8 protein-coding genes are annotated in these 13,737 nt (G+C 44.2%); 6 read left to right on the top strand and 2 right to left on the bottom strand.

Going from position 1 to position 13,737, the window contains the following annotated elements; all coding sequences use genetic code 11:
• Window positions 1-156: 156 nt before the first annotated feature.
• Together M5J74_RS02060 and M5J74_RS02055 are read right to left on the bottom strand one after the other, a co-directional pair.
• The gene (locus tag M5J74_RS02060; protein ID WP_106218343.1) at window positions 157-714 is read right to left on the bottom strand and encodes a DUF11 domain-containing protein; all 558 of its coding nucleotides are present in this window, start codon (window positions 712-714) and stop codon (window positions 157-159) included.
• Window positions 715-859: 145 nt separating this feature from the next.
• A complete protein-coding gene (locus M5J74_RS02055; protein WP_250015155.1) occupies window positions 860-3,547 on the bottom strand; it encodes a hypothetical protein in 2,688 nt (895 codons plus the stop codon).
• Between the two features lie 756 nt (window positions 3,548-4,303).
• Here M5J74_RS02055 and M5J74_RS02050 point away from each other — a divergent pair.
• The 6 genes from M5J74_RS02050 to M5J74_RS02025 all read left to right on the top strand — a co-directional run bounded on the left by M5J74_RS02050 (window position 4,304) and on the right by M5J74_RS02025 (window position 13,728).
• Complete coding sequence (locus M5J74_RS02050; RefSeq protein WP_106167837.1) at window positions 4,304-5,128, top strand: glycosyltransferase family 2 protein; 825 nt, start codon at window positions 4,304-4,306, stop codon at window positions 5,126-5,128.
• A 66-nt stretch (window positions 5,129-5,194) separates the two neighbouring features.
• Window positions 5,195-6,412 carry a glycosyltransferase family 4 protein gene (locus M5J74_RS02045; RefSeq protein ID WP_250015153.1) on the top strand — a complete coding sequence of 406 codons (1,218 nt, stop codon included), beginning with the start codon at window positions 5,195-5,197 and terminating at the stop codon, window positions 6,410-6,412.
• Window positions 6,409-7,911 carry an efflux RND transporter periplasmic adaptor subunit gene (locus tag M5J74_RS02040; protein ID WP_106167835.1) on the top strand — a complete coding sequence of 501 codons (1,503 nt, stop codon included), beginning with the start codon at window positions 6,409-6,411 and terminating at the stop codon, window positions 7,909-7,911. Before M5J74_RS02045 ends, M5J74_RS02040 begins: the two co-directional genes overlap by 4 nt.
• Window positions 7,912-8,006: 95 nt before the next feature.
• A complete protein-coding gene (locus tag M5J74_RS02035) occupies window positions 8,007-9,464 on the top strand; it encodes a M48 family metallopeptidase (protein ID WP_250015151.1) in 1,458 nt (485 codons plus the stop codon).
• Entirely contained in the window at window positions 9,461-12,739 is a 3,279-nt protein-coding gene (locus tag M5J74_RS02030; protein WP_250015150.1) for a glycosyltransferase family 39 protein, read from the top strand. The genes M5J74_RS02035 and M5J74_RS02030 overlap by 4 nt, the downstream gene beginning before the upstream one ends.
• A gap of 23 nt (window positions 12,740-12,762) precedes the next feature.
• Window positions 12,763-13,728, top strand: coding sequence for a lysylphosphatidylglycerol synthase transmembrane domain-containing protein (locus M5J74_RS02025; RefSeq protein ID WP_106167832.1), 966 nt, complete (start codon window positions 12,763-12,765; stop codon window positions 13,726-13,728).
• The last annotated feature ends 9 nt before the right edge of the window (window positions 13,729-13,737 follow it).

Here is a 13,737-nt window from a genome sequence, read left to right as displayed (position 1 = left end):
TAGATCCCCCTGCCCCCCTTAAAAAGGGGGGTTCAACCTTTCCAAGTCCCCCTTAAAAAGGGGGGTTCAACCTTTCCAAGTCCCCCTTAAAAAGGGGGATTTAGGGGGATCGACGCTCATGTAAAAATTCGGAATTCCGAATTCCGAATTCCGAATTTATTTCACCTTGACTTGATAAGCTGCACCAACCAACTTGCTAGAATCAACTGCTTTGTCAAATTTCCAGCGAATGTGAGTGTAGAGTTCTGCTGGTGCTGGCTCGGTTTTAACCTTACCGTCAGCTAATTTGACTTTTACAGTTGGTTTTTCGACAAAACTCTTGCCATTATCAATACTGTACGTAACCGCAACCCCAGGATGGTTAATCGTAACAGAATTCAAAATATATGTCGTCTGCTTGGGAATTGGTTGAGTTAAGACGAGATTTTTGACTGGGCGATCGCCACTGTTAGCACCGCGCACGGTATAGCGAATCACATCCCCTGGAAAAACTGTAACTTTTCCCCGCATTGCTTGCCAAGTTGCTTTTGGCTTGCCCTGCGCGTCTTTCTGCATGACTTTCTTTTCTGCCATCAGATTTAACTGTACGGGGCGTTGAGATTGAATGTTTTGAACTGTTGCTTTTGGCTGTTGTTGGGCGCTAACGATGCGATCGCCTAGAGGTGCAGATAATAATACGGCGACAGCTACGCCAAACATTGACAAATGTTTCATTGTGACAGTCTCCTGATGATTCAAATCCATCCATTAATTTGCCCATTCAAGGCACGGATGTAACAGAGAGGTAGGAATATTGCAAAGCACTTGAGCCTAAAATTCGCGACTACACAATCGTAGTCGCGAATTCTATTCGCTCCAGCTATTTCACTAAACGCTGGAACTTGAAGTTTCCTTGTGGTGTTCCTGCTGTACCATTCGGAGCTAAACTACCGATAAAGTTGACATAACCAGTATTCGTCAAAGCTTCAGGTACGCCAGAGCCAGGATTGATCGTATCGATCGTCGTATTGTAGAAGCTGACTGTTCCCTGTGTACCAACTGCCTTTGTCTGTACGTGTTCTGTAGTTGCAGCCCAAGTACCATTTCTGGGGTTTGTCGTATCGCCAGTACCATCTTCAAAGATTCTGAAGTTGCTAGCACTCAATTGAACGCTACCGCTACCACCAGTAGAAGCAGGTGTCGAGATGTTTTCGTAGGAAATCCGATACTCGATCTTCCAACCGGGTTGAGGTCTAGCTGGATTCGTTGTAAATCCATTAGGATCTGCGATCGCAGCACCAGTTGCATCTACAGTAATTGGATTACCAGCATCATCCAAAATCCGAGCTTCTTTTGTCAGCTTCACGAAACCCGTGTAGGTTCGATCGACCTTCAAGTTGAAGATACTTTCAGCCGTGGGAGTCGTTGAAGTCCGGCTAAACTCATTGTTATTATCTTCATCGACAAATGCCACGATCGCCACTGGATATGCAGCGTTTTGAGCAGCACCATCGCCAAGATTTACTGTTACTGTGTAGTCAAGGCTGACCTGACCGTTGAGCGTAGTAATTTTAATTGGTGTATCAGTAGTGCTAAAGGTACTGCCATTCCATGTATAAGTGGCTGATTGTCCACCATACTCGATCTTGACAGTCGTACCATTTGGTAAGGTTGCATTCGTACCATAACCAGTATTGGGGTCTTGCTGGTTAGCAGCCGTGTTATCTGCTGCGTAATCGGCTTGTTCAGCGGGAATTGGCTTCAGAACTACGTTGTTGAGTCCAAGCGAGTTGGGGTTTCTGACCGTGTTATTGAAAACAAGATCGAGAGTTTCTGCATTTGTGAGCGCAACGGCAGGATCTTTACCCACTGGCGGCGAAATTGACTGGTTCACGTAGTCAGTCTGATTGGAGTTTCCTGGACCTGTTGCCCCTGGAACTCCTCTAGGTCCGGTCAAAATGCTACCAGGTGCGTCAATGGAAAGTAGGTTAACTTCACCATCACTACCCGTACCCAGGTTACTCTGTGGGTTATTTACAGGTTGGTTGCTGGGGTCACTACCGTAAGTAGCAAGAGCTATACCATCATCATTGGCAGGATCGAAGCCACCTGCACCGTCAGCGTAAGGAGTTGTCGTACCCTCAAAGTTATTGGGGAATTGGTCGCCGGACTCATCATAGATAATCCGGTTAGGATCGCTATCTCCTTGAGTATGACCGAAGGCTTGAGCAATGTTGAGGATTTGACCACCAGCAAAACCCGTAGCTGTCTTCACCTGGAACTGGAAGCCATTTGTATCGGTAAGTGTAGAAGATCCAGCAGTCATTGAGCCAGTACGAACAATACCAATCCGCTTCACTAACCCTGCATCAGCTGTAGTACGTGGAGTTGTTGACCATTGAGCATTGAGGGCAGTCGCACTAATCCCAGTAGGATCGCTTTCACTGTACACTACAGTCCAGCCTGAAGGTGCGGTTGGTAAGAAGCCAGCATCCAAAACTGTATTTGTAGGAATGACATCAGAAACTAAAATCACAGCTCCAGTAGGAGCGCCTGCACCCGTAATGGCGTTAGCCAGAGCCGTTCCTTCCAAGTTACCTACAGCAAAGGAGGAGGCATTGGGATAGGAGCCTTCAACGCGCAAGTCTAAACGGTAACGAATCTGGTCGTCATCGAGTGCTGAAGTATTAGGAGTATGTAGAGAGCGAGTCTTGAGTACAGTTGCCAGAGCGCGGGTAGTGACCTGCGTTCCTAAAGGAATTGATTGGAATGCTGCTGCTTCCCGTTCTCCATTTGCAGGACCTAAATTTCTAGGAGCCGGTTCGGATATGTCAGCAGTCCGCACATCATCATCAGTAGTGGCATCGGCTGCATATAGGATGTTCTGGCGATTCTGCGTTCCAGGATCGGCAGTGTTACCGAATTGCACGCTAATTGGATTAGTTGCTACGGTTTCTGTCACTGTGACAGGAACTCGTACTACTATCTCTTGGTTGACATCAATCGAGCCATCAAAAGCAGCATAGCCTGCGCCTTGAATAGCTAGGATAAATGCAGCATTATCTGATTGAACGCCAGCATCAGGAACGGCAACTGGAGTTGTCAGCGTGTTGCCGTTAATTCTAACGATATAAACGCTATTGGCTCCAGCTGTACTACCGATTTGACCGCCGACAATACGACCTCCTGTATTTAGGATTGTCTTGCCTGGAATGTAGATAGCAGTGGTATCGTTACCGACGTTAGTAATTGTAAAGTCGAAGTCTAAAATATCTCCGTTGGAGACACTACTACCGTTCCTGTCAACAGGTGTCGAACCAACAACAGCGATACCTGCAACCTCTGCTACTGTGATAGTCACTTCGTTAGAAGTTGCATTTATCGTACCAGGGTTACTGGGGTCTTCATAAGTAGCAGTCGCTTTGTTTTTGATCTCAGTTCCCGCACCCGTGAGTGGTGCAGTCGGTACAGCCTGCGCCAAAACAGGTGCAGTCATGTTAAAAGTGCCACCCATTAATAAGGTAGCTACAAGCAGTTGGCGATAAAGCCGTTTGGTTTGAGTGTTCATATTTCCACAGGGTTCAGATCTTCAATAACTAACCACCGTCGGGTTAGTCTCACACCGTTAGACAAATTACACAGTTAGACAAAACTCATAGCTGAGGTTTTCTCAGCAAGACCGTGACAAAATTTGAGCTGAGAAGCCGCAGCAAAATAATATTTTCTCGAAATCTCCTTTTTAGTAGTGCCAAACTTCAGTCTTGAGGTAGAGGTCGAATTTACTACAGATTTATCTTGTCCGAGATGGTTGTAAACTACCTGAAGACAAACACTGAATTTATTTTCAATAGATATACTTCGATCGCAACTGAATTCTGCATAGATGAGTTTAATTTGGACTAAAAATTCAGTGCAATTACCGATCGTTTTTCTAAAATGACTATGGAATCGTGCAATTTACACGCTTGACAAAAAATCTGTAGCGATCGCTACTGAGATGCGTGCAAACTACACTTATGTGTTTACACTGCAATTAAGAATTCAATATGTTGAATTACGGATTCTATGTAAAAGTAAATTTTTTTGACAACAACTTGCGTTTCAAAATAAAACCGAACCTCGGTAAAATTACACAAATTGGCATAGATTTAATGGCGATCGCTAGAGAATTTTTACTATTTTTTAAGTTTTGCTCTAACTTGTCTTTCTCTTCACAAATTCTTTAACAAAAAACATAAAGATTCAAGTACTTCTACCGAACTAAATCAATACATTACGCAGCCATGATGTTTTTTAACAAAACTTTTACATTTCTCTCTGCCGCATGTTATTCGCACCTCCCGCCTTAAGTCACTCCGTCACAATCGTAATTCCTTGCTTGAATGAAGAAGGTAATTTGGAAAAACTTTTCTATACGCTCGATCGCACTTTTCAAAATCTAGGCTTTACTCTGCCAGTACTTTTAATTGACGATGGCAGTACAGATCAAACTCCTCAAATTCTGACACAGTTATGCTGTCAATATGCTTATTTAAAAACGATTCGACATCCTCAAAAGCGCGGTGTTACCGGAGTTTGGAAAACTGCGATCGCCCACGTTAATACAGAATGGGTATTTTGGGGACAAGCCGATCTAGAATCTGATTTTCAGAGTGACTTACCTTTATTATTAGAAGCTTGCGTACCAGGAGTTGACGGCGTTGCCGGATGGCGACAGCAACGCGGTGATGGCAAAGTCATGGCTTCTAAATTTGCTAATCTTGCCTGTCGGATGTCCTTTGGTTTGAAAATTCATGATATGAATTGGATCAAACTCGTGCGCCGCGACATTCTCACCAAAGTACCGTTTGACGTTGTGACCCATCGCTACCTTTTGGCAATCTTAGCAGGTTGGGGATATAACATTACAGAGGTTGCTACTCCTTGGCATCCGCGTTTTTCCGGTCAGAGTAAATTTGGACGCGGACGGCTGGTGACATCCGCCATGAACTTTTCCCGCACTTGGTGGTGGTTTCATATTGAAAATCGCTTGCTCTTACCATTTCAATACATTCCGGCGATGTTCAAAGCAGTTGATGTTGGGTTTCGTGCTGGTAAAGAAGCTTTCGATCTGCAAGTCAGTCGCGATCGCGTAGCGAGTAATTCTTAATTTATATAGAGACGTTACATGTAACGTCTCTACAATTCCCCTTCATTCCCGACTCCCCATTCTCCAATGAACAAACATATATTAGTTATCAGTTCGGTATATCCTCAAAATGCAGAAGGCAACCACGGAGCCTTTGTGCGAGAAGCAATTTTACGCTGTCAATCTGCGGAAACGACATTCTCGGTTTTTGCCCCAGCCTACGAAGGTAGTAAAAGCTACATGCTAGATGGCATAAAAGTTTATCGTTTTCGTTATTGTTTCAAACGGTTTGAAAATCTCGTCCGAGATGGAGCGCCGACTAAGTTGCAAAAACAGCCGCTTTATTTACTCGCTGCGGCTCTTTACATCCTTCTGGGTACGATTAGGTTGTTTCTGGTATGCTGCAAGGAAAAACCAGCCCTACTTCACGTTCACTGGGCTTTTCCACACGGATTGATGGCATTCCCTGCTAGTAAGATTCTCGGCATTCCGATGGTGTTCAGTTTTCACGGAGCCGAACTTTTACTGGCAAATAAATTTCGCTTTGTCTCGTCAATTCTGCGCTGGCTCACGCCCCATGCAAACAGCGTCACTGCCAATTCTTCTTTCACGCTGGGATTGGTACGCAAAATTTATTCAGGCGCAGTTACCGTAATTCCTTACGGCTTGACGATTGAAGCAAAACCGCCCAAACAACGTGCAGCAGGGGAGATTCCCCAATTACTTTTTGTTGGCAGATTGGACGAACGTAAAGGATTGCGGTATCTTTTGCAGGCTTTGACACTGATTTTAAAACAGCAGCCCGTGTGCTTAAAGGTGGTTGGTAAGGGAATCCTAGAAACAGAGATCAAATCTCAGTGTCATGCTTTGGGCTTAGATAAAGTGGTAGAATTCCTCGGTTTTGTCAGCAAAGAAGAATTGGCAGATGCATACGCTTCCTGCGATATCTTTGTCCTACCTGCCATTGTCGATAGCAAAGGCGATACTGAAGGACTAGGGATTGTGATGATAGAAGCCTTAGCACATGAAAAGCCTGTAATTGCTAGTGCAGTTGGTGGCATTGGCGATGTCATCCGTTCTGGAGTTACTGGTCTGTTAGTACCCCAAAAAGACCCTGAAGCGCTAGCAGCCGCCATTTTGAAAGTACTGGCTGACCCCAATCTGGCTCAACAATTAGGACGCAGAGGCTTGCAAGATGTTCAAGTTCGGTTTGGCTGGTCGCGGATCGTTCCTCTATGGCAAGAGGTGTTTAGCTCCGCCTTGGCTAATACTGTGCCGACGCTCTCTCAAACAGTAAAATTATGATTCGTTCTCATCCATTATTTTCTCGTGCTGTGTTGACAACTCTAGTAGCAGCGCCGTTGGGGATTATGGCGGTTCTATCGATCGCCGTACTTGTACCAGCGACCAAAAATCCAGAGTCGAAAATCTACGCTTCTAGCATTGGTTATCCAGCATTGCAACGATTAACTGGTAAACCGATCGCGGTGAAAACTGTAGCCGTAGCGCCAAAAACTCTAGAGGATAACGTAGCTGCACCTGGGGAGTCGGTGGCGTTGCATAAAATAGACCTCCGCCCACAGGTATCGGGACCAGTAGAACAGGTTTACGTTGAGGAAGGGCAGTCGGTACGAAAAGGACAGGCATTGGTTCAGTTCCAGCAAGAACCCTATAAAAATGCCGTTGATGCTGCCCGTAACAATGCCGCTATTTCGGAAATGGCTCTGCTGAACTTACAAAAGTCAGCGCCAGTGAAATTAGCCAAGCTAAAAACTGATGTCGAACTTGCCAAACATCGGCTGGCGATCGCCTCAACTAAAGTGCAAGATATGAATTCCTTGGTTGAGAAGGAACTCAAAGACCAAGTTGCTGATGGTCAGCATCGGCTGGCGATCGCTCAAAAGAAACTGCAACAAATGAATTCCTTAGTACAAGCAGGAGCGATTTCTAAATTTCAGCTCTACGACATTCAAGATAGTTATTTAGCGCGGAAGAAAGACCTAGATTCAACGAAACGGCAAACAATTAACGCTCAAATTCAGCTCTACGGTAGCCAAGACTTTTATACAACTTTGCAACAAAACTTGCTTGGCGCTCAACAAGAACTAGCACACACGCAACAAGAGATCGATAACGAGTTGGGTAATGCTCGTCTGAAACTGCAAAACGACAAAATAGCCCTACAAAATGCTCTAAAAAATTTACACAATACAGTGCTTTACGCACCGATGGATGGTTTAGTTAGTTGGGTTAATATCGATCGCGGCGAATTAGCAGGGGTACGTGCTAGCCGTCCGCTGGTTAGTATATCTAAAGATTTTGCGATTAGAGCTTATATCGACCAAGCGCAAATCAACGCGATTAAAGTTGGAGATCTCGCGACGATACGTTTGATGTCTTATCCTGGTCGCACCTTCCAAGGGAAAGTGATTCGACTCAACCCAACCATTTTAACTAGTGCGGGCAAACGTCCTAAAGGTGGGATCGATCGCCGCTATACTTACTCCGTTTGGATTGCCGTTGACGATCTGCAAATGGCAGCTGGCTTGCAGGGATACGTTCAATTCAATAAGGACAAAGCTAATTTAGCAATTCCAGAAAGTGCAGTGATTCATTTATCTGGTGGCGAAGGCATGGTGATGGTTGCCGAGGCAGGTCAAGCAGTTGTCAAACCAGTCCAAATGGGCAGAATTTTCGACAATCAACGAGAAATTATATCGGGTTTGATGCCTGGGGAACAGGTTGTACTTTCTCCTAGAGGGATAAATCCAGGCGATCGCTTAGAAGTCAGAAGTCAAAACTGAAGACAAGGGGGAAAAGGAAGACAAGGGAGACAAGGGAGAAAATCTAGCCACCAGCCACCAGCCACTAGCCACTCACTACTCACTACTCACTACTTATGAATAATTTGCTCTATTACCTGAATACCATTCGACTCAGATTTACTAATATATTACCTGTGACTGAAACAGGAATAATTAGTCAAAATCAAGTTAAAAAAGAGGTTTGGTATAACTGGTTTGAGCGCACGAGACTTACTTTTTTGGTTGCATCTTTTGCTTTATTTTTAGGGGTAAAATCTCCTTGGTATAGTTTACCTCCCGAAGCTTTAGAGACATTTGACACTAATCTTAGAATCGCCAGTGCAGGTAGGGTTATTGCTTTATTGTTTGCACTTTTAGCTGGGGCGATCGCCTTCTGGCTTAGTCACAGTCGCACTGCTCGAATGTTGTTTTGGAGCGGATTAGTTGTCGTGTTACTTTTTCCTTACTTTATTACTACCTGGTCGCCTACTGTAGCTTTTTTAAGTGCGGCTTACTACAAACAAGGGGTAGAAGCTACTCATCACGTCCAAAGAAACTTTCCGAAAATTCAGTCTCAGTGGAAACAGAATATAACTTTAAGTCAACCCGAGCCAATCAAATCGATCGCTTATTTTTCGATTGAAGATAGTCGCTTTTTTCAAATGTCGTCCTGGGATCGAATCTGGGTCGAGGGATTTGGTTATAGTAATAATTTTTTTGCATATATCGGTCGCGGTTGGAGCTATGCTGTTGCTGGTTTAGTCATTAGTTTAATGGCTTGTTATTTAGGATTAGCTGAGCAAAGTTTTAACGCTTTGATAACAGATCTAGCTAAGTTTTTGCCTTGGGCGGGAGTGGCGATCGCTTTACTAACTCTATCAATGCTTTTACCCAATTTCATCGATCGCCACCTAGATACGCTATATGCTCAAGGTCAGTATCGCCCAGTTGTCACTATTAGTAGGATTTTAAAAACTTGTTATCCTCCCTTGCAAGGCGACACGGAATTTCTACGGCGCATGGCAGAAGCCGGATTTTATGCTAACCAACCAGATTCAGATGAGATCGAATTTGTCAAGGGATTAGAAAGCTATCGACGCAAAGATTACATCCGTGCCGAAGACTATTTTCAAAATGCCTTAGCAATGCAACCGCAAAACTTTTTAGTGCGGGAATATCTCACGATAAGTATCTTAAACCAGGGAGTAACTTATTTTAATGGTCCTAACAGCCCCACAAACCATCAAACAGGATTAGCAATAGAACGTTTTGAACGGGCATTGCAAATTTTTCCAGCTCATATTGAAGCGCTTTACGACTTAATGCTGGCTAGGGCTGCTAATGGTGAATTCGATCGCTCGGCATCAGCAGCACGACAAATTATCGAAACGCAAGAGTATCCCCAGCAAAGCAATTTGGCTTTGTTGGGGCAAGCATATCTGCATAACTCTTGGGCGAGCTACCATGATGGCAAAATCGAAAAAGCTTGGGAGCAGTATCGCCAATCTATTGACAACAAAGCTTGGAAGGAATCTGGCGAGGCTCAAGAATGAAGCGTTTAAACCGTTGGCTATCGCTCGGATTAGTCTTAATCCTGGGCTTTTTATTAGGCGTGACCGGCTTTTCTGTTTGGGATAAAAGTCCTGCTGCTGCCGATCGCGTTGCTTGGTCTGCACAAACACAGTGGATTGCTCCCCAAACGCCTACTTACCGTTTTTATGCTCGTCGGTCTTTTTTCCTGAATGACGTTCCCGAAGCAGGCTGGTTGCGGCTGAGTGCCGATAACGATTTCATTCTCTATGTTAATGGACGGGCGATCGCTAGAGACAGAAATATTCTCTATCATTCTCTGGGTTTGGGAAGTCGATTCACGCAAGAGTTTCAACGAGCAAATGATAGCGTTGCTTACCGATCGCGGGGTTACGATTGGATTCAGCTTGCCAATGCTCAAGATTGGAAATTAACCACCTATGTTGACTTGACTCGTCACCTCCAAGCTGGGAGAAATACGATCGCGATCGAGGTGCAAAAGAGTCGGCAAAATCCGCGTGTGGTAGTTGAGGGCGCTGTCTATCCCTTATCTACATCACCCGCGATCGATCTGGCAACAGGTACAACACCGTGGGTAGTTTCAAATCTCAACGAAGCCCACAATGGTTTGCTTTGGTTCGATCGCGATTTTCCTGATGAAAGTTGGTCTTCAGCTAAAGCAATTGGTTCGGTGCAAGAAGGAACTTATAAGCGCCTCAGTCCAAGACTATTCGATCGCTTCTTAGGGGGAAATTGGATTACTGGAATTGAAAGTACCCAAGGAGAAGTGTGGCTGAGAAGTGATTGGCAGATACCACAACATCAGTTTTCCCGTGCCTTCATTCGGTTTGCCGGAGATGGGAAGTATGCTTTGCTGATTAACGGTTTATTGGTCAACCGCTACGATGCCGAGCAGAACAACCAATTACACATGTATGAGGTGACAAATTTTCTCCGACCTGGCAGCAATACCCTGGCTGTACATTTGACTCGACCCCTGCACCAACTTGGTGCGGCGGCTCCCTTTAATCCGCTCGGATTTTTCTTGGATGGCTGGGCAGAAACTAAGTCGCACGCAGCGATCGCACCCATTACCACGAATAACACTTGGAAAACTCTGGAGCAACCTGTATCTGGCTGGTTTAATGGCGAGGGTGAAGCACGAGCAGCACAAGTTTTGGGTTCGCCAGACGCACAAAAGTTAGAACGCACGTTTGAGGGCGATGCATATCTGCTGAATTATCCCGATTATCTCTGGCACTTTTGGCTGTGGCAATTAGCAGGTATAGGTTGTGCTGTGGTTAGCGCTTGGAGTCTTGGTAGATTTTGGTTGGGCGATCGCCTTAGCTGGTGGAATAGTTTGGGCGCTGGGGCAGAGCTATTATTACCAGGAACGCTTTTTCTGATTGGAATTGGTTTACTCAAGCATCGCTATGCAGAAGCAGAACGGGGACTGCTGTTTTTTCAACAACAAAGCGATGCGCTCATCTTGCTAGGGTTTTTAATCGTCGTGTTGCTGACGCTGTTGTGGAGTTGGCGGGAAAGGAGACTAGCTTGCTTGGGGTTGTGGTTGCCTATGGGGTTAACTGCCTTTATCAGCTTGAGTTTAGTTAGCAGGGTTGGAGCATCTCCAATCAGTATGTGCTTAATTTTGTTTGGATTTGGGGCGATCGCCCTGTTTATTTTACTTCCCAGCCACACGCGACACAACTTCATAAATCGATTGACGACAGCTTACCAAGCGTATTCTCCCGCTTGGAACCAATGGTTGATGCTGGGTGCGATCGTTGCGATCGGTTTTGTTGTGAGAGCCTATAACCTGGGTTTCGTAGATCTCGATGCAGATGAAAATACTTCTTTAGATGCAACGAGGGGAATTCTGCGTACAGGTGCGCCCCAAGCAACATCGGGTATTTGGTACACCCGCTCTCCAGCCTATCACTACATGCTGGCTCTGTGGCTGCGGCTGCTAGGGGATTCAGTAGTGAACGCTCGCTTTTTGTCCGTACTTTGGGGTACAGCCACCCTAGTTTTAGTTTATGTTCTCACCCGCAAAATTACCGGAAAAGCTTGGATAGCTCTCATCGTCACGGCAATTCTAGCTTTCGATCCTTCACAAGTTTACTTTTCTCGCTTCATTCGGTTTTACCAAGTCGTTCAATGCCTGAGCATCTTAAGTTTCTGGTTGTTCCTCAAAGGATTTGTCGATCGCAGTGGTAGAGCTTACCAATACGGATTTTTCATTGCTTTGACTCTGACCATCTTAAATCAAGAGGTAACTGTAACTTTATTGCCTTGCTTTTTAGTAGGATTTATATTTTTCTATCGACCTTTTCGCTGGGCGGACGATTGGCAAATTGTTATGAGTAGCGTCGTTTCAATGGGAATTATTGCTTACGATCTTGTTTTCTTCTCGATTCGATGTTTGACTCCTTGGGTAGCTCTTTCCGACAGTACAGACGCTTATCTCAAAGTTCATTTCTTTAGCATTTCAGGACTGGCAAACAATTTCTTTGTGGGTCCCAGTCGAATGCATATTATTTATAGTTTTTTCTTTTTGTTAGGTTGGATATATTTTCTCAAACGGCGAGATGGAAAAACATTGTTTTTGTTCAGTAGCGTCTCGATCAACTTGATACTACTCACTATTTTGATTTATCAAATTGCTACGAGGTACACCTATCAAATTTATCCCATATTTATTTTACTCGCTGTTTACAGTGCTGCTTGTATTGCCGAAAGTGTAGCTAGCAAGTTTGAGACGTTTACGAGAAACTTGTTACCAGTTAGAGAGATTGCGATCGCCAGCGTTCTCTTACTTTTAATTCTGAACGTAGAACCAAATCGAGTTTTAGCTAGCTATCACGATGCACTGACTAGGCGTAACAATGAAGCATTCGCATATATTAGCAGTCACAGACAAGCAGGCGATGTTGTGATTTCGACTTCTCCGGCTGCTGCTTCAACTGGTTTAGGAGGCTTAGATTACTTTATTCCAGGTAATATCCGCTTCGATGTTTTCTATTGGAATAACGGTCGAGTGATCGATCGCTGGGGTGGTGGCAAACTAATTAGTAATTTAGATCAAATGAGCCATATTTTAGAGAATTCTAAGCGCGTATGGTTGCATGTAGATAATCACACAGAAGGTAGATTTGAACCTGTGTTTCGCGACTACATAGAAACTTTAGGTCAACCAATTATGGAAACCTTTGGAGCGCGGGTGCGGCTGTGGAAACCAGAAGATGGGGTATTTCCGCACGTACCTTATCAAGGGGGAGATTTAGGAGCTTATTAATTATTATTGTTTGAGGCAATTAAGTGAAAGTAAAACCAATATTTTTAATCAAACTTATTGTTAGTACAGGAATACTAGCTTTAGTATTGACTCGGATGGATTTGTATCAAGTCTGGGTACAATTTCAGTACCTATCTCCATCTTTCATTATCTTTGCTTTGCTATTCTACACGGGTTGTCAACTGCTGAGTTGTTGGCGTTGGCAAGTTGTTTTGTGGTCTAGCGGACATTCTGCACCAATGAGTAGTTTACTCAGTAGTTATTTCGCTGGAATGTTTTTGAATATTTTCCTCCCAGGCGCACTAGGCGGAGATGTCTATCGAGTTTATCGAGTCGCGCAATCGACTAAAGATTCAGAAGTAGCACTTGTATCTGTTTTTCTAGAAAGATTTACCGGACTTGCTGCCCTTTCTGGGTTAGCAGTCATTGGCTTAGTGCCTGCTTTTAAATTGATTGGACGCTGGGATATTCTGCTCTTATTTGCAGCTTGTGTTGGTTCGCTAGTCGGAGCAGTTTTACTGATAGCCAGCCCAAAGTTATTAATTTGGGCAGAACCTTGGCTCATCAAGTTTCGGCTGAGTTCAGTAGCGGCTCGGTTTGCAAAAATTCAAATTCTCTTACGCACATTTGCCCAACATCGCCAAGCTTTGTTGTTATCAATGGGACTGTCACTTTTACTACAGTTAGCTATAGTTTATTATCATTACTTAGTTGCCCATCAGTTAAAAATTCCAATTTCTTATTTGGAACTCTTAGTTTTTATTCCAATAATTGTAGTAGTAACTTTACTACCAATATCTTTAGGCGGAATTGGACTAAAAGAAGGATTATGGGCTTATTTATTTAGTCGGATTGGTCTTTCAGTAGAACAAGCTCTATTGTTGTCTCTCACAATTACAGTTTTGGGTTGGATGTTAAGTTTGCCTGGAGCAGTTGTTTTACTGTTGGATTCTACAGGTTTTCAGCAAGTTAGACAAGGGAATAAATAGGGAGTAGGA

It is taken from the genome of Chroococcidiopsis sp. CCNUC1 (genome assembly GCF_023546805.1).
Taxonomy (GTDB): Bacteria; Cyanobacteriota; Cyanobacteriia; order Cyanobacteriales; family Chroococcidiopsidaceae; genus Chroococcidiopsis; species Chroococcidiopsis thermalis.
The sequence above is the reverse complement of the archived record's forward strand: the minus strand, read 5'-3'. Positions and strand labels throughout refer to the sequence as shown.

Bases quoted from the DNA above. Each gene is read 5' to 3' on its own strand.
- M5J74_RS02045 (WP_250015153.1), top strand. From the start codon at position 5,195: ATGAACAAACATATATTAGTTATCAGTTCGGTATATCCTCAAAATGCA.
- M5J74_RS02060 (WP_106218343.1), bottom strand. From the start codon at position 714: ATGAAACATTTGTCAATGTTTGGCGTAGCTGTCGCCGTATTATTATCT.
- M5J74_RS02050 (WP_106167837.1), top strand. From the start codon at position 4,304: ATGTTATTCGCACCTCCCGCCTTAAGTCACTCCGTCACAATCGTAATT.
- M5J74_RS02030 (WP_250015150.1), top strand. From the start codon at position 9,461: ATGAAGCGTTTAAACCGTTGGCTATCGCTCGGATTAGTCTTAATCCTG.
- M5J74_RS02055 (WP_250015155.1), bottom strand. From the start codon at position 3,547: ATGAACACTCAAACCAAACGGCTTTATCGCCAACTGCTTGTAGCTACC.
- M5J74_RS02040 (WP_106167835.1), top strand. From the start codon at position 6,409: ATGATTCGTTCTCATCCATTATTTTCTCGTGCTGTGTTGACAACTCTA.
- M5J74_RS02035 (WP_250015151.1), top strand. From the start codon at position 8,007: ATGAATAATTTGCTCTATTACCTGAATACCATTCGACTCAGATTTACT.